Consider the following 19,564-nt stretch of genomic DNA (forward strand, 5'->3'; position numbering starts at 1 on the left):
GGACGGCCCGGGCTGTTCTGCTGAGTTCAGGCCCCGACTCGACGGTAGGGGTCGAAGCCTGGGAATGTGTGCGGTGACAGGTTTCCCGAGGACAGGAGTACTGCCCGGTGTTCAGCCGCATCGCCATCGTCAACCGGGGAGAAGCCGCCATGCGGCTGATCAATGCGGTCCGCGAGCTCAACGCCGAGACCGGGAGCCACGTCGAGACGGTGGCGTTGTACACCGATGCCGAGCGCGCGGCGACCTTCGTGCGCGAGGCCGATCTGAGCTATCCGCTCGGCCCGGCCGCCGACCGGCCGTACCTGGATCACGCCAAGCTGGAGAAGGCGCTGGTCGAGACCGGGGCGGATGCCGCCTGGGTCGGCTGGGGCTTCGTCGCCGAGGACCCGGCGTTCGCGGAGCTGTGCGCGCGGATCGGGGTCACGTTCATCGGGCCGAGCCCGGAGGCGATGCGCAAACTCGGTGACAAGATCGGCTCGAAGCTGATCGCCGAGGAGGTCGGCGTGCCGGTCGCGCCGTGGAGCCGGGGCGCGGTCGAGACCCTCGACGCCGCCCTGGAGTCGGCTCGCAGCATCGGCTATCCGGTCATGCTCAAGGCGACCGCCGGTGGTGGTGGCCGCGGTATCCGGGTGATCCGCGACGACGACGACATGCGCGAGGGCTACCAGCGGACCAGCGACGAGGCCGCCCGGGCGTTCGGCAGCGGCATCGTGTTCCTCGAGAGCCTGGTGACCGGCGCGAGGCACGTCGAAGTACAGGTCATCGCGGATGGCCAGGGGACCGCGTGGGCGCTGGGTGTGCGCGACTGCTCGGTCCAGCGGCGCAACCAGAAGGTGATCGAGGAGTCGGCGTCGCCGGTGCTCACACCGGATCAGAACACCGAGCTCAAGGAGTCGGCCGAGCGCCTGGCGCTCGCAGTCGGGTACAGCGGCGCCGGCACGGTCGAGTTCCTGTACCACCCCGGCGACAAGCTGTTCGCCTTCCTGGAGGTCAACACCCGGCTGCAGGTCGAGCACTCGATTACCGAGCTGACCACCGAGGTCGACCTGGTCAAGGCCCAGTTGCACGTCGCTTCGGGCGGCCGGCTGGAGGGCACGCAGCCGGCCGAGCACGGGCACGCGATCGAGGCGCGGCTGAACGCCGAGGACCCGGATCGCGACTTCGCGCCGTCGCCGGGCCGGATCGCCCGGTTGCGGCTGCCGTCGGGCCCGGGCATCCGGGTCGACACCGGCGTCAGCGAGGGCGACGAGATCCCGGCCGACTTCGACTCGATGATCGCCAAGATCATCGCCTACGGCCGGACCCGCGACGAGGCGCTCGGCCGGTTGCGCCGTGCGATGGGCGACACGACCGTGGTGCTCGAGGGCGGCGCGACCAACAAGAGCTTCGTCCTCGAGCTGCTCGACCAGCCCGAGGTGATCGACGGCAGCGCCGACACCGGCTGGATCGACCGGGTCCGTGGCGAAGGACGGCTGGTCTCGAGCCGGCACTCCGGCGTCGCGCTGATCGCCGCCGCGATCGAGGCCTACGAAGAGGCTGAGCGAGTCGAGCGGCAACGGCTGCTCGAGACCGCTCGCGGCGGTCGCCCGCAAGTGCAGCACGAGGTGGGTCGTGCGATCGCGCTCAAGTTGCGTGGAGCGGCGTACAAGGTCTCTGTCGCGCGGATCGGTCCGCACCGGTATCGCGCGGGCGTCGGGTCCGGCGACGAGTTGCAGTATCTCGATGTCGAGCTGGACCGGCTGGACGCGTACGACGCTCGGCTGGTCGTCGCCGGGCGCCGTTTCCGGTTGATCACCGCGACGCATGGGCCCGTGCACCTGGTCGAGGTCGACGGGGTCACGCACCGGGTCAGCCGCGATGAGGGCGGCGTCATGCGCGCACCCGCACCGGCTCTGGTGGTCGCGACTCCGGTCGCGGCCGGCGCCGAGGTCGAGGCGGGCGCTCCGGTGCTGGTGCTGGAGAGCATGAAGATGGAGACGGTGCTCTACGCGCCGTTCAAGGCGATCGTGCGCGAGATCCCGGTGTCGGCCGGCAGCCAGGTCGAGACCGGTACGCCGCTGGTCCGGCTGGAGCTGGTCGGTGGCGCCGATGCGAAGGTCGAGACGGCCGAGGGCGCCGATCTGGAGCTGCCCGAGCCGCAGACCCGGCCGACCGCGGCCGAGCGGGCCACCCGTGGCCTGGACGATCTGCGCAGCATGCTGCTCGGCTTCGACATCGACCCGCGCGACGAGGGCCGGACCCTCACGGAGTACCTGGAGGCCCGTGCGGAGCTCACCGAGCCGCCGGTCGCCGCCGAGATCGAGGTACTGCGGCTGTTCGCGGACTTCGCCGAGCTGAGCCGCAACCGGCCCGTCGGCGAGGACCTGAACACCGAGCTCCGGGTGCACAGCCCGAAGGAGCACTTCCACACGTACCTGCAGACGCTGGACACCGAGCGGGCCGGGCTGTCGTCCGAGTTCGTCGACCGGCTCGCGCGGGTGCTCTGCCACTACGGCGTCAAGGACCTGGACCGCAGCGAGGAACTGACCGACGCGGTCTTCCGGATCTTCCTGGCCCAGCAGCGCACGTCTCCCGACGTACTGCTGGTGACGGCGTTGTTGCAGCAGTGGCTCGCCGCGCCGCTGCCCGAGGCACCGCTGGACGCCGAGGCCAACGCGCTGCTCGACCACCTGGTGCTCGCCACCCAGCTGCGTTTCCCGGTCATCGGTGACCTGGCTCGCAGCGTGCGGTTCCGCTGGTTCGACCAGCCGCTGGTCGACGCGGCGCGCGCTGAGGTGCTGTCGGTCGTCGGCGACGAGCTGGCGGCGCTCGCCCTGGACCCGGCGGCGTCCGACTACGCGGAACGCATCGAGGCGTTGGCGACGATCCCCGAACAGATCGTCATGTTCCTCGCCAAGCGGCTCACCAATGGGGCCAACGGCAACGAACCGATGCTGGAAGTGCTGGTGCGCCGGCACTACCTCGAGCACGAGTTGCACGACCTGCGCAACGCCAGTGTCAACGGTCGCGCCTTCACCACGGCCGACTACACGCTGGACGAGCGGCCCACGCACCTGGTCAGCACGGTCGGCACCGTCGCCGAGCTGGCCGATGTCGAGAGCGGGCTGGTGCACGACCTGACCGCGGAGATCGCCATCCGTCCGGCCGGGCACGAGGCGGTCGCCGACCTGTACCTGTCCTGGCCCGAGACGCCCGTGAACCAGCAGGAGGCGTCCGACCGGCTGCGCGAGATCGTCGCGGGCCTGCCGTTCACCCAGCAGGTGCGCCGGGTCGCGATCGCGGTGGCGCCGGGTGGTGGCCGTGAGGTCTGGTACTTCACCTACCGCCCGTCCCCGGACGGAATCGTCGAGGACGACAACGTCCGTGGCGTGCACCCGATGGTCGGCCGCCGGCTCAACCTGTGGCGGCTGCGCGACTTCCGGATCACCCGGCTGGAAGCGCCTGAGGACGTGCTGCTCTACCACTGTGTTGCCCGGGACAACGAAACCGACGAGCGGCTGGTGGCGCTGGCGCAGGTTCGCCAGTTCGCCGTGGTCCGCGACGAGTCCGGCAAGGTCACCTCGCTACCGCACGTCGAGCGAGCGATCGCGAACTGCCTCGAAGGCATCCGCCGGGCCCGTACTGCGCGCGGCGCGGCCGGCGCCCGCCTGGAGATGAACCACGTCTGGGTCACCGTCTGGCCGGTCATCGACGGCCAGGTCCCCGAGCTCACGGCGCTGCAGCGCAACATCGCGCCGCTGACGTCGGGCGCGGGCATCGAGGAGGTCGTCGTCACCGGTCGCGTGATCGGCTCTGGGGGCGGGGCGCCGTTCCCGGTGGTCGGCCGGTTCTATTACAAGCCCGGTGCAGGTGTCGTGGTGGCCGTCGAGCGGCCTGCCACCGAGCCGCTCAAGCCGCTGGACGGCTACGCCCAGAAGGTGCAGCGGGCCCGTCGCCGCAACACCGTCTACCCGTACGAGGTGGCCGGCATGGTCGTCGGCGCGGGCGGCACGTTCGTCGAGCACGACCTGGACGACTCGGGCGCGCTGGTACCGGTCCAACGGCCACGTGGTCTGAACAAGGCCGGCCTGATCGTGGGTGTGGTCAGTACTCCGACCCGCCGGCAGCCCGAAGGTGTCACCCGGGTGGTCCTGAGTGGCGACCCGACCAAGGCGCTCGGTGCGGTCGCCGAGGCGGAGTGCGCGCGGATCATCGGCGCGCTCGACCTGGCCGAGAAGCTGGGCGCCCCGGTCGAGTGGTTCGCGGTCTCGGCCGGCGCCCGGATCTCGATGGACTCCGGTACCGAGAACATGGACTGGGTCGCGAAGGCGCTGAAGCGGATCGTCGAGTTCACCCAGGCCGGTGGCGAGATCAATGTGGTTGTCGCGGGCATCAATGTCGGCGCGCAGCCGTACTGGAACGCCGAAGCCACCATGCTGATGCACACCAAGGGCATCCTGGTGATGACGCCGGACAGCGCGATGGTGCTGACCGGCAAGCAGACGCTGGACTTCGCCGGTGGCGTCTCGGCCGAGGACAACTACGGCATCGGCGGCTACGACCGGGTGATGGGCCCGAACGGGCAGGCGCAGTACTGGGCCCCCGATCTGGCCGGCGCGCGGGACATCCTGATGGCGCACTACGACTACACGTACGTCGTACCGGGGGAGAGCGGGCCGCGGCGCGCGCCGAGCTCCGACCCGCACGAGCGCGATGTCACGTCGTTCCCGCACGACCCGGTCGACGGTGGGTTCAGCACCGTCGGCGAGATCTTCTCGGACGCGACCAACCCGGACCGGAAGAAGGCGTTCGACATCCGCACGCTGATGCGCGCGGTGGCCGACCAGGACCACCCGATGCTGGAGCGCTGGGCGGGGATGGCCGACGCCGAGACCGCCGTCGTCGTGGACACCCGGCTCGGTGGGATCTCGGTCTGCCTGCTCGGGATCGAGTCCAAGCCGGTCGCCCGGCGCGGCTTCCCGCCCACTGACGGGCCGGACACCTACAACGGCGGAACGCTGTTCCCGCGGTCGTCGAAGAAGGCGGCCCGGGCGATCAACGTTGCCAGCAGCAACCGTCCGTTGGTGGTGCTGGCGAACCTGTCCGGGTTCGACGGGTCGCCGGAGTCGATGCGCAACCTGCAGCTCGAGTACGGCGCCGAGATCGGCCGGGCGATCGTGAACTTCCAGGGCCCGATCGTGTTCTGCGTCGTCTCCCGGTACCACGGTGGCGCCTTCGTGGTGTTCTCCAAGACGCTCAACCCGGCGATGAAGGTGCTCGCCATCGAGGGCTCGTTCGCCTCGGTGATCGGCGGCGCGCCGGCGGCCGCGGTGGTGTTCTCCGGCGAGGTGAACAACCGCACGTCGGCCGACCCGCGGGTGACCGAGGTATCGGACCGCCTGACCGAGTCCGAGGGCGCCGAGCGGGCAGCGCTGACCAACGAGCTGGCCGAGATCCGCTCGACGGTCCGCGCGGAGAAGCTGGGCGAGGTAGCAGCCGAGTTCGACCGAGTCCACAGCATCCACCGAGCCGTAGCCGTCGGCTCGGTCGACGCCGTCATCCGCCCCGAAGAACTCCGCCCGCAACTCATCGCAGCCCTCGAGTCCGGCCTGTCCTGACCCCGCGCCGTCTCAGGGGTTAACCCCTGAGACGGTGGGTTACCCCGCCAGGTTCTCAGCGGGCAACCCACCGGTTGCGGGGTTAACCCCTCAGACGTCGGCAGGCGCAGTGGCTGTCGGGCGGGGTGGGGTGGCTAGGGCGATTGTTAGGGATAGGACTGTGTTGGGGTCGTCTAGGCGAGCTCCGTAGAGGTCTCGGATTTGGCCCATGCGGTAGCGGACTGTTTGGGGGTGGACGTGGAGGGCTGCGGCTACCTCGTCGCGGCGGCCTAGGTGGAGGAGCCATTCGCGGAGGGTTTCGGCCAGGCGCTCGGCGGTGGCTGGGCGGAGGGCGGCGAAGGGGGCGAGTACTTGGCGTCGGAGGTCGTCCAGGGCGTCGGAGTCGGAGGTCACCACGAAGGTGGTCAGGTGGCGCTCGGTGTCGACCGGGGCGTTGGGCTCGGCGGTCAGACCGAGGTTCCGTGCCCGGAGGGCCCGCTGGTACGACGTACGCACGGTCGCCCACGGTTGGGGCGGGCCGACCCAAGCCTGGTAGCCGCGCAGGTTCCTCAGCAGGGCCGCGCGCGCTGAGCCGTCGGCGTCGGGCACCAGCAGCACGGCCACCTCGGCTGCGTCCTCACCGAGGGGTTCGCCCGAGTCGCCGGGCTCGGCGAGGTCTTGGAGGTCGGCTTCAGGGCGCAGTGTCCGAGGGTCCAGGGCGCCCAGCATGCTCCGGACGTGGGCGCTCGGCAGGAGCACCGCCGTCAAAGTGCGGGGCGGCTCCCAATCGGCTCGCTCCGCCCGGGCGGTCAGCTGTTCGGCCGGGTCTCCGTGCAGGAGGCCGAGTCCCAGCTCCTGGAGATAGCGCTCTCTGACCCGACCGGTGGTCGCCAGTTCGTCGGTATGACCGGAGACGCTGGCCGCGGACAGCTCGTCGATGTAGGCGAAGACCAGCTCGGCGAACCTGGCCAGCGTGTCGGCCGAGAGGCCGGCCTCGACCGCCGTGCGGGACAGCTCACGCCAGGACACCCGCGCGCCCACCCGGTAGGCCGCGAGTAGCGCGTCCATCGTCCGGCCGCTGCGCGCCTCACCGCGGCCCAGGACGTACGCGCCTTCCAGAGCGGGAGCGAGCGGAGTACCGGGGTCGCCGCTGCTCGCCAGCCGGAGGAACCCGCCGAGGGCGAGCTGGACCGCCCCCGCGATCTTGGGACCCATCGGACCCGCGAGAGCATTGGTGTAGGCGGGCACTTCGACGATGATCGCGGTCACGGTCAGCCCGGCGATCTCCGGCAGGCGGGAGCGCAACAGCTCGACCGCGGGGTCGCCCAGCTCGAGCTCGGCCGCTCCGCGGGCTGTCCGGCTCGCGTGCTGAGCGGGGTCATCGGGCATTTTTTGTTCCCTCCGAACAAGATCGCGGAACAGATTCACCGCTGACGGTCATGAAACTACACCTCGCGTCGAGGATGCTGGATCATATGACCACGTTTGCGTCCGACACCGAAGCTCCCGCGAGCCTTCGCGGCCGGCTGCGCGACCGGATTTGGCGGGTCGCGGCAGCTGCCACGCACCCGCTCGACCCCTCCGAGTACCTCGACATGTTCCGCCCGCTGCGCGCCGGCGCCGACCTCCGGGCCTGCGTCGTCGAGGTCCGCCCCGAGACCGCCGACGCAGTGACCGTCGTACTGCGCCCCGGCGCCGCCTGGCGCGGCCACCAGCCGGGGCAGTACGTCCGTATCGGCCTAGAGGTCGACGGCATCCGGTTGTGGCGCTCCTACTCGCTGACCTCCGCGCCGGAGAGCGATCTCTTGACTATCACGGCCAAGGCGGTCCCGGACGGCCTGGTGAGCGCTCACCTCGCGCAGGAACTGCGTCCCGGCCAGCTGGTGCGCCTCGACCAGGCGGTCGGCGATTTCGTCCTCCCGGCGCAGGCGCCGCGCAAGGTCCTCTTCGTCACCGGTGGCAGTGGCATCACGCCCGTCATGGGCATGCTGCGCTCCGGCCTCGACCGGCTCGACGATGTCGTCCTGGTGCATTCCGAGGCTTGCCCCGAAGACGTGATCTTCGGTGACGAGCTGCGTGCCATGGCCGACACGGGCCGGCTCCGGCTGGTCGAGCAGCACACCGACACCCACGGCCGGCTCGACGTCGCGGCGCTCGCTGACGTAGTACCGGATCTGGCTGAGCGGGAGACGTGGGCTTGCGGGCCTGCCGGTCTGCTCGATGCGCTCGAGGAGCAGTGGGCGGCCATGGACCTGCCCGGTGGCCTTTTCACCGAGCGATTCCGTACTGCGCTCGCTGAGCCCGGCGAGGGCGGTACCGTCCGTTTCACCGGGACGGGAACCGTCGTCGAGCTCGACGGCACCACCCCGATCCTCGACGCCGGCGAGCAGAACGGCGTCCTGATGCCGTCCGGTTGCCGGATGGGGATCTGCTTCTCCTGCGTACTGCCGCTGAACTCCGGTACGGTCCGCGACCTTCGCTCCGGCGACCTCACCACCGCCGCGCCCGGCGACGGCGTCCTCATCCAGACCTGCATCTCGGCCGCGGCCGGCGCGTGCGACATCGACTGTTGAGAAAGAGAATCCGATGACTGTGCTGCAGAAGAAGGCCGACAACCCGATCGCTCACCTCACGGCTGACGACATCGAGGAGATCGGCCGCCGGCTCGACGCGATCCGCGCCGAGATCATCGCCGAGCGTGGCGCGTCCGACGCGGCGTACATCCGCAAGGTGATCAGCGTCCAGCGCAAGCTGGAGCTGGGCAGCCGGGCCGTCCTGCTGGCGTCGCTGTTCCCGCCGGCCTGGATCATCGGTACCGCCGGGCTGTCGGTGGCCAAGATCCTGGAGAACATGGAGGTCGGCCACAACATCATGCACGGCCAGTGGGACTGGATGCGCGACCCGAAGATCCACTCGACCAAGTGGGAGTGGGACCACGCGTCGCCGTCGGAGCAGTGGAAGCACTCGCACAACGAGCTGCACCACACCTACACGAACGTGGTCGGCAAGGACAACGACCTCGGCTACGGCATCATGCGCGTCGACGAGGACCAGAAGTGGTACCCGGCGTATCTCGCGCAGCCGGTGTGGAACTTCATCAACGCGATGTTCTTCGAGTACGGCATCGCGGCGTACGACCTGGAGCTGGGCAAGAACCTGGCGACCAAGAAGCGCCGCCAGAACCCGGACTTCAAGGCCCGTTACAAGCAGGTGTTCAAGAAGATCCGCGGCCAGATGACGAAGGACTACGTCGTCCACCCGCTGCTGTCCGGCCCGTCGGTGCTGCACACGCTCGCCGCCAACTTCACCGCCAACGTCGTGCGCAACGTGTGGGCGCACTCGGTGATCATGTGCGGTCACTTCCCCGAGGGCGTGCAGACCTTCGAGAAGAAGTCGATCGAGGGCGAGACCCGCGGCGAGTGGTACCTGCGGCAGATGCTCGGCTCGGCCAACATCTCCGGCGGCCGCGCGATGCACATCATGACCGGCAACCTCTCGTACCAGATCGAGCACCACCTGTTCCCGGATCTGCCGAGCAACCGGTACCAGGAGATCGCCCCGCAGGTGCAGCAGCTCTTCCGCGACTACGGTCTTGTGTACACCACCGGCCCGCTCCCGAAGCAGGTCGCCTCCGCGTGGTCGAAGGTCTTCCGGCTGTCGCTGCCGAACGACTTCGCACAGAAGCTCGGTACGGCGGCACGGCTCGGCCTGGGACGCGAGCCCACCGGCCAGCTGACCGCCTGACTCATCAGCTGGCCGCTACCGCGAGTAGGAACCAGCCGGTGTGCGGGATCCACTGCTCGGCCCAGCGCCAGGAGTCGCCTTCGGGGGCGTCGGCGGGGAGGAACGCGATGTCCTCCTCGTCGGCCCACCCCGAGGTGACGCCGTTGACGATCCCACCCGGAAGGTTGGGAAAGTCGGACGAGTAGTCGGCGTTGTTGCGGCCGCGGCCTTGCAGCATCGAGCTGTCGAACGGGTTGCGGCCGGTGATCCAGGCGAGCTGGTCGTCGGCGAAGGCCTTCAGCCGTGCGCGGTCGTCGTCGGCGATCCCGTCGAGGCGGGCGCAGATGCTGGCGGCGGCTGACAGCGAGGCGATCGCCGCGTTCTCGCCCTGCCACCAGTAGCCGGTCTCGTTGGCGTGCGGGAAGAAGAACCCTTCGCGCGGCTCGCCGCCGAGCGGTTGGGCGAGAGAGCGCGGATACCCGAACGGGTTGGGGACAGCGGCCGTACGGTCCAGTACGTCGAGCATCGCGCGGACTGCGGTCTCGCGGGCCGGCGCTGCCTCGGGGGAGTCAGGCAGGACCTCGGCGAATCGCAGCAGCGCGAGGATCGGCAGGCCGGGTTCGGCAGCATGAAAGAACGGCCTACCGGCCTCATCAGCCTGAAACCACCCCGGATCGCCATCGCTCGACCGATACCGATCAACCAGCAGCCGCGCCCGCCGCTCCGCGGCGGCTTGCGTCGTGCCGGTTTGCTGTGTGGCGGCGTCCGACTCCGCCTTCGCCAGTTCGGTGGCGGCCAGCAGTGCTGCGTAGTCGTCGATGATCGACTCGGTGTTGTCGAAGAGGTACGCGAGGTTGTGTTGCTCTAGGTGTGCGAAGGCTTCGCGGGCTGCGGTCAGGTAGTTGGCGCGGGTGTGGTCGCCGTCGGTGTCCAGTGTTGAGGCTCGGGCGAGGGCTGCGATTGCGAGGCCGCCGCCTTGGCGGTACGCCGCCTGGTAGCGGCTGGTTCGGACGGAGTTCTGGAGGGGCGCGGTGATCACGCGCTCCTCCAGGCGCTTGGTGAGGGCGTCGAAGATGCCGGTGTAGAAGTACCCGTCGGGGGAACGGAAGCGGGTCAGGAAATCTGCACCCCAGAGTGCCTCATCGCGCAACCGCGCGCCCAGGACCGGTACCAGCGCAGGGGTGTGAGCGGCCAGCTCGTCGCGAGCCGCGAGCATCGCCCAGGCGCACAGCGGGATCTGCTGCGGGCTCATCGTCGAGGTGTAGGTGAGATGCGAGAGGAACTTGCTCGTATCACCGCTGGCATCGAGCCACCCGCCGCGCGCGTCGACGGTCGCGCCGGACGAGTCGTCCCAGAACCGCGCGGCCCGGTCTTTGCGGTCGATCTCGCCACTGGATCGCATCGCCTTGAAGTAGGCGAGAACGTCCGACATCGTCTGCCGCTGCAGGCGTTCCGGGCCGACCACGAACGGTTCCGACGTCAACTCACCCGCACCGCTGACGACCCGCACGACATAGGTGCCTTCGGCAAGTACTTCGGGCAGCGGGATCCGCGAGTAGGGGCCGCCGGTCCAGCCGGGCACCCGTTCGAGCGGGCCGGGAAGGAGTACCGAGATCCCGTCCGGTCCGTGCAGCTCGGCGGTGAACGGAGCAGCCGGCAGCACGGCGATCACCGCCTTGGTTACCTCGGTCCCGTACCCGAGGTGGGCGACCAGTACGGCGGGGCTGTTCTCGTCTTTTGCCTGCACCGGATCATCCAACAGCACGGTGACGACCGCTGATAGCTTCGGCCGGGAAGATTCGTCGAGAAGGAGTGAGGGCGCATGCCGGGGACACTGGGAGAGCAATCGGCGGTGCGGGTGTGGGAGGAAGGCGGCGTCCGGCTGACGTTCGTCGTCGACGGCGCGATGGGGCTGGTTCCGCACGAGTTCTTCCCGACCATTCCGGAGTCGTACTGGGCGGCACATCCCGAGACCCTCGACGAGCACGGCCTGGTCGCGATGTCGGCCGGCGGCCTGCTGGTCGAACGCGACGGCCGCGCGGTGCTCCTCGACGTCGGTCTCGGGGACTACCAGGGGCCGATCCCACTGGGCAAGAGCGTCATCGGTTACGCCGACAGCGGCAGCCTGCCCGACGTGCTGAAGAGCGTCGGGCGCACGCCGGAGGACATCGAGGCCGTCGCCTTCACTCACCTGCACGTCGACCACACCGGCTGGGCGTTCACAGCCGGTGACGACGGCCGGCCGCGCAAGTACTTCCCGAAGGCCCGGTACCTCGTCGCCGACTCGGAGTGGGCGCCACATGGCCGCGGGGAGCTGATCCCCGGCGCGCCGCCGAGGTCCGCTGTGATCGAGCCGCTCATCCCCGAGCACACCGAGATCGCGGACGGGGAGGAGATCTTCCCCGGCGTCCACGCGCTCGTGACGCCCGGCCACAGCCCCGGCCACACGTCGTACGTGATCCAAGCGGGGGACACCCGGGTGATCGCCTTCGGCGACGCGTTCCACATCCCGACGCAGATCAGCAACCCCGGCTGGCCGTCCCGCCCGGATGTCGACGGCGAAGCGGTTCTCAAAGCCCGCGCGACCCTGCTCGCCGAGCTCGCGAAACCCGGCACGCTGGGCTTCGCGTGCCACTTCGGCGACCAGCCGTTCGGCCGGGTCCGGACCGGCGAAAGCGGCACCTCGACCTGGGAGCCGGTCCCGTCGACGGTGCTGCAGCCGACCCCACGGCTCCTGAAGGTCTGACCTTGTTCGCCGAGCTGTGACCTCAGCTTCGAGGCGCTGAACCGGTGACTGGACTAATCTAGCCAGATGCGCTCCGCCAGGACGGGCTTACGCACCGTCGCTCAGGCCATGGTGAAATTCCTTGGTGTGAGCGTGCTGGCCGGTGCGCTCGCGGCCGGGCTGGTGATCCCCTTCGCCGGGTTCGCGGGCAGTAGCACCAGCGGGGTGGCCGGGTCGGTGCAGGACCTGCCGGTCGAGCTCCAGACGGTGCCGTTGCAGATCCGGAGCCGGATCCTCGCGTCGGACGGCAGCCTGATCGCCACCCTGTACGAGCAGAACCGGATGCCGGTCCCGCTGAGTCAGGTCAGCCCGATCATGCGCAAAGCGATCATTGCGATCGAGGACGACCGGTTCTACCAGCACGGCGCGCTCGACGCCAAGGGGACGTTGCGCGCGATGGTCCGCAACCAGTCCGAGGGTGCGGTCCAGCAAGGCGGGTCGAGCATCACCCAGCAGTTCGTGAAGCTGAGTCTGATCGCGAAGGCCAAGACGGAGGCGGAGCGCGAGCAGGCGACAGCGGTCACGTATGAGCGCAAGCTGACCGAGCTGCGCTACGCGATCGGCGTCGAGGACCAGTACTCCAAGGACGAGATCCTGGAGAAGTACCTCAACCTGGTCAACTTCGGCGACGGCGCGTACGGCGTACAGGCTGCTGCTCAGCACTATTTCAGGACTTCGGCCAAGAACCTGACCCTCGCGCAGGCGGCGATGCTGGCCGGCGTGGTGAAGAACCCGACGGGCTACGACCCGACCAACGACCTCAAGCGGTCCAGAGAGCGCCGCGACGTCGTCCTGCGTCGGATGGCCGAGCTGCAGGTGATCACGCCCAAGCAGGCCGCCGCCGCGATCAAGACGCAGATCGACCTGAGCAAGCTGCGCAAGGTGCCGAACGGCTGCGCGAGCTCCAACTACCCGTTCTACTGCGAGTACGCCGTCTCGAAGCTGCTGGAGAATCCGGCGCTCGGGGCGACCGTGAAGGACCGCGACCACTACCTGAAGACCGGCGGCCTGACGATCAGAACCTCGCTGGACCCGCGGATCCAGGCGGCAGCGCAGGCATCGATCAGGTCGCATACCAAGACGACCGACACCGCCGTCGCGGCCATCACGATCGTCCAGCCCGGCAGTGGGCTGGTGAAGGCGATGGTGCAGAGCCGGCCGTACGGGATCGGCAAGAACCAGACGTCGTACAACTACAACGTCGAGAAGTCGTACGACGGTGGTTACGGCGGGTTCCAGAACGGCTCCACGATGAAGGCGTTCACGATCGCGGGAGCCCTGGAGAAGGGGCTGCCGATGAACTACAAGATCAACTCGCCCTCGCCGATCGACCTCAGCGGGAAGAAGTTCAGCACCTGCAAGGGGACGACGGAGGACCCGGACTACACGCCGAAGAACTCCACCAAGAGCGGCTACCTGACGATGCTCGAGGCGGCCCGGAACTCGACCAACACGTACTTCCTCCAGCTCTCCCAGCGCACCGGGCTGTGCGCGCCGGCCACCATCGCGGCCAAGCTCGGGATGTACAACGCGCAGACGCTCGGCCCGCTGGACCAGGTGGTGTCGTTCACGCTCGGCGTCGGCTACACGACGCCGCTGATGCTCTCGAACGCTTATGCGAGCTTCGCGGCCCGGGGCAAGTACTGCGCGCCGCTGGTGGTCACCTCGGTCCTGGACAAGGCGGGCCGGGCGATCAAGACTCCGGGCGTCAACTGCAAGCAAGCCATCCGCCAAGACGTGGCCGACGGGGTCAACCGGGTGCTCAGCGCGGTGATGGAGCCCGGTGGTACCGGTGGACGGCTGAACTTCGGCCGTTGGGATCTGGCCGGCAAGACGGGCACGATCCAGGACAACCGGGCCGTCTGGTTCGCCGGGTACGCACCCAACCTGGCCGCCGCCGCGGTGGTCGCCGACGCGACGTTGCCGTACACGAACCTGATGTACCGCCACACGCTTGACGGCGAGGACATCTCCGACCCGACCGGCTCCGGTACTGCGGGACCGCTGTGGAAGTCGGCGATGGAGGGCGCGCTGAAGGGCCTGCCGCTGCGCCGGTTCGCCGCGCCGACCGCCCGGATGGTCAACGGCACCCCCGCGCAGCAGAAGGCCCAGGCGGAGCAGGACAAGAAGTACGAGCTGTCGAAGAAGCCCAAGAAGCCACCGGTGAAGCCGGGCACGCCGCCGGTGGTTCCACCGCCCGTGATGCCACCGGTGATACCGCCACCACCGGTGATGCCGCCGCCGGTGAAGCCGCCCACGAAACCGACCGCGCAGCGCTGACGAACCAGCTCAGGAGCCGACAGTGAGCACCCCGGCGACCCCCGCCCCAGATCTCGTTGCCCAGGCGAAGGCCGACCTGGCCACCCGCCTCGGGATCGACGCCACCCAGGTGACCGTGGTCAGCTCCACCGAGGTCACCTGGCCGGACGGAAGCCTTGGTTGCCCCAAGCCCGGGATGTTCTACACCCAGGCGCTGGTCGACGGGACTCGTACGGTCCTCGAGGTCGAGGGCACCCGGTACGACTACCACTCGGGTGGCAGCCGGTCACCGTTCCTCTGCACGTCTTGAGCTGGACATTCACCCCTACCGGTTACGGTGATTGAGGATGTGAATCACCGACCGGAGGGCGAGTCATGCTGGGATTGCCGGCGCAGGTCAGCGTCTGCCTGTTTGATCTCGATGGAGTGCTGACCGATACCGCGGCGGTGCACGCGGCGGCGTGGAAAGAGATGTTCGACGCCTTCCTGCGCGACCGCGCGGCGGCGACCGGCGACGAGTTCGTGCCTTTCGACGCGCACCACGAGTACGACGCCCACGTCGACGGCAAGCCTCGCGCCGACGGTGTCCGCGACTTCCTCACCTCCCGGGGCATCACGCTGCCCGAGGGCGATCCGGACGATCCGCCGGGCAAGCAGACGATCAACGGTCTCGGCAACCAGAAGAACGTCGCCGTCCTGCGCCGCATCCACGACGACGGCGTCCGGGTGTTCGAGGGCTCCACGCGCTACCTCGAGGCGGCCAAGGAGGCGGGGCTGCGGCGAGTGGTGGTCTCGTCGAGCGCGAACACCCGCCAGGTCCTCGAGGTGACCGGCCTCGCCCCGCTGGTGGAGCACCGGATCGACGGGGTGACCATCCGCGAGCAGGGTCTGCGCGGCAAGCCGGCGCCGGACACCTTCCTCGAAGGGGCGAAATGGTGTGGCGTGGAGCCGTCCGAGGCGGTCGTCTTCGAGGACGCCCTGGCCGGCGTACAGGCAGGGAGAGCGGGCAAGTTCGGGTACGTCGTGGGCGTGGACCGAGTGGGCCAGGCCGATGACCTGAAGACGCATGGCGCCGACACCGTGGTGACCGACCTGGCCGAGTTGCTCGACCGTGCTGACCCGGAGGCGCTGCGATGATCGACCGCGGACCACACCCGATCGAGCCCTGGCAGCTGCGCGAGACCGAGCTGCCGCTGGACAAGCTGGCCCAGGCGGAATCCCTGTTCGCGCTCTCCAACGGCCACATCGGCCTGCGCGGCAACCTCGACGAGGGCGAGCCTTACGCGATCCCGGGCACCTACCTGAACTCCTTCTACGAGCAGCGCCCACTGCCGTACGCCGAAGCCGGCTACGGCTACCCGGAGTCGGGCCAGACCCTGGTCGACGTCACCAACGGCAAGCTGATCCGGCTGCTCGTCGACGACTCGCCGCTGGACGTCCGGTACGGCGAGCTGCACTCGCACGAGCGCTGCCTCGACTTCCGCACCGGGATCCTCAATCGGGAGGTCGACTGGACCTCGCCGGCCGGCAAGCGGATCAAACTGCGGACGCGGCGGCTCGTCTCACTGACCCAGCGTGCGGTGGCCGCGATCGAGTACGTCGTGGAAGCGGTCGACCAGCCGGTCAGGTTCGTGGTTCAGTCGGAGCTCGTCGCGAACGAGACCCAGCCGACGCTCTCCAAGGACCCGCGGGTGTCCGCCGTCCTGGAGAACCCGCTGGTGGCGGTCTCGCAGGACAGCGATGACGAAGAAGTAGTACTGGTTCACAAGACGAGGTTCAGCAACCAGCTGATGGCCGCGGGGATGACGCACGTGGTCGAGTGCCCCGCGCGGACCGAGGTGGACGTCGACGTCCGCGAGGACTGGGGCCGGACCACGGTCGTCTGTGAGCTGGCGCCCGGGCAGTCCATCCGGATCCTGAAGTTCCTCGCCTACGGGTGGTCGAGTCTGCGGTCGGAGACCGCGGTCACCGACCAGGTGTCGGCGGCACTGGTCGGCGCGAAGTTCTCCGGCTGGGATGGCCTGGTCGAGCAGCAGCGCGCATTCCTGGACGACTTCTGGGACGCGGCCGACGTGGAGGTCGAAGGCAACCCGGAGCTACAGCAGGCAGTCCGGTTCGCCTTGTTCCACGTCCTGCAGTCCGGTGCGCGCGCCGAGCGGCGGGCCATTCCCTCCAAGGGGCTGACCGGCGCCGGGTACGACGGGCACACTTTCTGGGACACCGAGGGCTTCGTACTGCCGACGCTGACCTACACGATGCCGGACGCCGCGGGGGACGCACTCCGCTGGCGGCACACCACCCTCCGGATGGCGAAGGAGCGCGCGGAGGTGCTCGGGCTGCGCGGCGCAGCCTTCCCGTGGCGCACGATCCGCGGGCAGGAGTGTTCGAGCTACTGGCCGGCCGGGACCGCCGCCTTCCACATCAACGCCGACATCGCGGCAGCCGTCAGTCGCTATCACATCGCCACCGGCGACGACGAGTTCATCAAGGACTGTGGGCTGGAGCTGCTCGTCGAGACCGCCCGGCTGTGGATGTCGCTCGGGCATCACGACCGGCACGGCAAGTGGCACCTGCCCGGCGTGACCGGCCCCGACGAGTACAGCGCCGTTGCCGACGACAACGTTTTCACCAACTTGATGGCCGCCCGCAACCTGCGGACCGCGGCCACCCTCGTGGCCCGGTTCCCGGATGACGCTCGCCGGCTCGGGGCGGACACGGAGGAGGAGGCGTCCTGGCGCGACGCCGCTGCCGCCGTCTACATCCCGTACGACGAGGAGCTCGGGGTGCACCCGCAGTCGGAGGGTTTCACCGACTACGCGCTGTGGGACTTCGAGGGCTCCCGGGAGAAGTACCCGTTGCTGCTGCACGCCCCGTACTTCGAGCTGTATCGCAGGCAGGTCGTCAAGCAGGCGGACCTGACGCTGGCGATGTACTGGTGTGGCGACGAGTTCACCGCGGAGCAGAAGGCCCGCAACGTCGACTACTACGAGCGGATCACCGTCCGCGACTCGTCCTTGTCGGCGTGCGTGCAAGCGGTGACGGCGGCCGAGGTGGGTCATCTCGACCTCGCCTACGACTACGCGTACGAAGCCGCACTGATCGACCTGCTCGATCTGCACCACAACAGTGGCGACGGACTGCATATGGCGTCGCTCGCGGGCGCTTGGACCGCTCTGGTGGCCGGCTTCGGTGGACTCCGGGAGCGCGAGGCCGGGCTTTATTTCGACCCGGCCCTTCCGATCGGTCTGAACAGGCTGAAGTTCAACGTCCGCTGGCACGGCGTCCGGCTGACTGTGCAGATCAGCCAGGACCAGGCCACGTACTCCGTGCACGACGGCCCGGACGCGAGCATCACGGTCTTCCACGCGGGGGAGAAGCTCAAGGTGACCGCCGGCAAGCCGGTGACCCGCCCGGTACTCCCGCGCAAGCCGTTGCTGGACAGGCCGACTCAGCCGGTCGGTCGCGAACCGTTGTCCGCCCTCGGCAACAGCACGTCGACCCGCCATCCACGCCACTAACCCTCTCGTCCGGGCGGAGACGAGAGGGCTAGCCGCGATCACGGGGTAGCTACGGAGTACAGGTCGGCTCGCCTGGCTGGGCGCCGAGGCTGACGGCGGTCCAGGCGGCCTTCACCTTGTTGTACTGGACGCAGGTCGCGTCGAGGTTCTTGGCCGAGTTCAGGGTGGCGATGCGCCACTTCGGGTAGCTCATCCCGGAGGTCTTCAGCATCATCGCGTTGTAGAAGATCCGGCCGGCTTCCTTGATCCCGATCCCGGTCAGCGTGCTGCTGTTGCAGGTCGGGCTGACCGGCTGGCCGTTGGTGGGATTGGAGCCCTCGGCAAGCAGGTAGAACCAGTGGTTCATCGGGCCGGCCGCGGCGTGCACCGACGAGGGCAGGCTGGTCGAGTAGCAGTTCGGATGGCCCGAGACCTTCGACGGGTTGTACATGTAGCGGATCGGGCCGTTGCCCTGCAGGTTGATCAGCTCGCCGACCTCGTAGTCCGGCTTGTCGTTCGGGTTGTTCAGGAAGTTCTCGGTCAGCGCGCCCCAGATGTCGGCGACCGACTCCTGGCTCGGATAGCCCGAGATGCCACCCGGCGTCTTGGCGTCGAGGCCGTGCCCGTACTCGTGGGCCACCACGTCGGTACCGGTGATCCAGGAGTTGACGTTGTTGCGGCCGAAGACGACGCCGCCGGGGTTGCTGGAGTGGTTCCAGTAGGCGTTGACGTCCGGCAGCCCGACCTCGGCGTCGGCCCAGTTGCCGCTGCCGTCGAGTCCGTTGCGGCCGTACCAGGTCTTGAGCAGATCCCACTCGCCCGCGGCGATGTACATGACGTCCACGCAGCCCGAGACCTTGTCGGTCTTGCTCGTGCTGCCCCAGACGTTGTCGGCGTCCGTCATGATCGCATTGGTGCTGTAGTCGATGCACGACAGGCTCGGGCGGGCCGGGTCCGTCATCCGGTACGAGCCACCGGACGACGTCGTACCGAAGTTCAGGCCGGCGCCGTTCCAGATACCGCGGCCGGAGCCGGAGGCGGTCTGCTCGGCGGAGTAGGCGACCTTCGCGGTCGTCGCGTCGACATAGACGAGCTCCTGCGCGAGCCCGTCACCGTGGTCGTGCGTGGCGTGCTTCGCCTTGCCCGCAACAGGGACTTCCCAGGCCAGTACAGGCTTGGGCTGACCAATCACCAGTACCACGAGCTTGGGCGTGCCCGAGCCGGTGACGGTGGTGAACGCCTTGCGCGCTGAGGCTGTCGCCTGCGCCGGCGTGAGCTTCGGGGTCGTCCCCACGGAGATGGTGGCCTGGGAGGCGGCCACCGTGGTGAGGACGTTGCCGGCGGCATCGGTCGAGACGACGGCATCGCCACCGACTACCTGCAGACCTTGATACGTCTTGTTGTACGAGACATAAAACAAGTCCTGGGTGTTGGCGTCGCCACCCTCGAAAACGCCGAGGCGCGAGTACTTCTCCTGGCTGCTCTTGCGCAGCGTGCCGAGGCCGGCGTTGACGGCGTGGTCGGCAGCCGCGACCGCGATGGCGGTGGCATCGGGCGGGTCGGCCGGAGCGGCCGCGCCGACCGCGACGCCGCCGTTGGCCATGGCACCGGCGATCAGAGCGGCGGCCAGACCGGTTGCCGCGGACAACTGGACGGCACGGCGTTTGCGCTGGGGTTTCGGAACTCTCACGTTCGTACTCCTCACGGGGGCGGTGTGAGAAGAA

General features: G+C 69.0%; 11 protein-coding genes. 8 read left to right on the forward strand and 3 right to left on the reverse strand.

Annotated features, from left to right (window positions below; translation table 11 throughout):
- Nucleotides 1-107 precede the first annotated feature (107 nt).
- Nucleotides 108-5,597, forward strand: coding sequence for a carboxyl transferase domain-containing protein (locus G3I17_RS41960; RefSeq protein ID WP_164593418.1), 5,490 nt, complete (start codon nt 108-110; stop codon nt 5,595-5,597).
- A 90-nt stretch (nt 5,598-5,687) separates the two neighbouring features.
- Here the strand turns inward: G3I17_RS41960 and G3I17_RS02290 are convergent, their stop codons facing one another.
- Complete coding sequence (locus G3I17_RS02290; protein WP_164593420.1) at nt 5,688-6,965, reverse strand: helix-turn-helix domain-containing protein; 1,278 nt, start codon at nt 6,963-6,965, stop codon at nt 5,688-5,690.
- Nucleotides 6,966-7,171: 206 nt separating this feature from the next.
- Here G3I17_RS02290 and G3I17_RS02295 point away from each other — a divergent pair, with 206 nt between their 5' ends.
- On the forward strand, nt 7,172-8,149 hold the full coding sequence (locus G3I17_RS02295) for a ferredoxin reductase (RefSeq protein ID WP_239062163.1): 978 nt from the start codon (nt 7,172-7,174) through the stop codon (nt 8,147-8,149).
- 13 nt (nt 8,150-8,162) lie between these two features.
- Nucleotides 8,163-9,320, forward strand: coding sequence for an acyl-CoA desaturase (locus tag G3I17_RS02300; protein WP_164593425.1), 1,158 nt, complete (start codon nt 8,163-8,165; stop codon nt 9,318-9,320).
- Between the two features lie 4 nt (nt 9,321-9,324).
- On the opposite strand, the gene G3I17_RS02305 is transcribed toward G3I17_RS02300, so the two are convergent.
- Nucleotides 9,325-11,046 carry a glycoside hydrolase family 9 protein gene (locus G3I17_RS02305; RefSeq protein ID WP_164593426.1) on the reverse strand — a complete coding sequence of 574 codons (1,722 nt, stop codon included), beginning with the start codon at nt 11,044-11,046 and terminating at the stop codon, nt 9,325-9,327.
- Nucleotides 11,047-11,121: 75 nt separating this feature from the next.
- Between G3I17_RS02305 and G3I17_RS02310 the strand changes: the two genes are divergently transcribed.
- From G3I17_RS02310 to G3I17_RS02330, 5 genes are all read left to right on the forward strand, one after another.
- A complete protein-coding gene (locus G3I17_RS02310; RefSeq protein WP_164593428.1) occupies nt 11,122-12,045 on the forward strand; it encodes an MBL fold metallo-hydrolase in 924 nt (307 codons plus the stop codon).
- Between the two features lie 108 nt (nt 12,046-12,153).
- Nucleotides 12,154-14,364 (forward strand): transglycosylase domain-containing protein, encoded by a 2,211-nt coding sequence (locus G3I17_RS02315; RefSeq protein WP_203589613.1) that lies wholly within the window; start codon nt 12,154-12,156, stop codon nt 14,362-14,364.
- Nucleotides 14,365-14,386: 22 nt separating this feature from the next.
- Nucleotides 14,387-14,653: a hypothetical protein gene (locus tag G3I17_RS02320; RefSeq protein ID WP_164593430.1), complete on the forward strand. Its 267-nt coding sequence runs from the start codon at nt 14,387-14,389 to the stop codon at nt 14,651-14,653.
- Between the two features lie 65 nt (nt 14,654-14,718).
- Nucleotides 14,719-15,480 carry a beta-phosphoglucomutase family hydrolase gene (locus G3I17_RS02325; RefSeq protein ID WP_164593432.1) on the forward strand — a complete coding sequence of 254 codons (762 nt, stop codon included), beginning with the start codon at nt 14,719-14,721 and terminating at the stop codon, nt 15,478-15,480.
- On the forward strand, nt 15,477-17,861 hold the full coding sequence (locus tag G3I17_RS02330; protein WP_164593434.1) for a glycoside hydrolase family 65 protein: 2,385 nt from the start codon (nt 15,477-15,479) through the stop codon (nt 17,859-17,861). Before G3I17_RS02325 ends, G3I17_RS02330 begins: the two co-directional genes overlap by 4 nt.
- A 49-nt stretch (nt 17,862-17,910) precedes the next feature.
- Here the strand turns inward: G3I17_RS02330 and G3I17_RS41485 are convergent, their stop codons facing one another.
- A complete protein-coding gene (locus tag G3I17_RS41485; protein WP_203589614.1) occupies nt 17,911-19,530 on the reverse strand; it encodes a M4 family metallopeptidase in 1,620 nt (539 codons plus the stop codon).
- Nucleotides 19,531-19,564 lie beyond the last annotated feature (34 nt).

This window comes from Streptomyces sp. SID13031 (genome assembly GCF_010548305.1).
Lineage (GTDB): Bacteria > Actinomycetota > Actinomycetes > Propionibacteriales > Kribbellaceae > Kribbella.

Bases quoted from the DNA above. Each gene is read 5' to 3' on its own strand.
- G3I17_RS02290 (WP_164593420.1), bottom strand. From the start codon at position 6,965: ATGCCCGATGACCCCGCTCAGCACGCGAGCCGGACAGCCCGCGGAGCG.
- G3I17_RS02295 (WP_239062163.1), top strand. From the start codon at position 7,172: ATGTTCCGCCCGCTGCGCGCCGGCGCCGACCTCCGGGCCTGCGTCGTC.
- G3I17_RS02300 (WP_164593425.1), top strand. From the start codon at position 8,163: ATGACTGTGCTGCAGAAGAAGGCCGACAACCCGATCGCTCACCTCACG.
- G3I17_RS02310 (WP_164593428.1), top strand. From the start codon at position 11,122: ATGCCGGGGACACTGGGAGAGCAATCGGCGGTGCGGGTGTGGGAGGAA.
- G3I17_RS02315 (WP_203589613.1), top strand. From the start codon at position 12,154: ATGGTGAAATTCCTTGGTGTGAGCGTGCTGGCCGGTGCGCTCGCGGCC.
- G3I17_RS02325 (WP_164593432.1), top strand. From the start codon at position 14,719: ATGCTGGGATTGCCGGCGCAGGTCAGCGTCTGCCTGTTTGATCTCGAT.
- G3I17_RS02330 (WP_164593434.1), top strand. From the start codon at position 15,477: ATGATCGACCGCGGACCACACCCGATCGAGCCCTGGCAGCTGCGCGAG.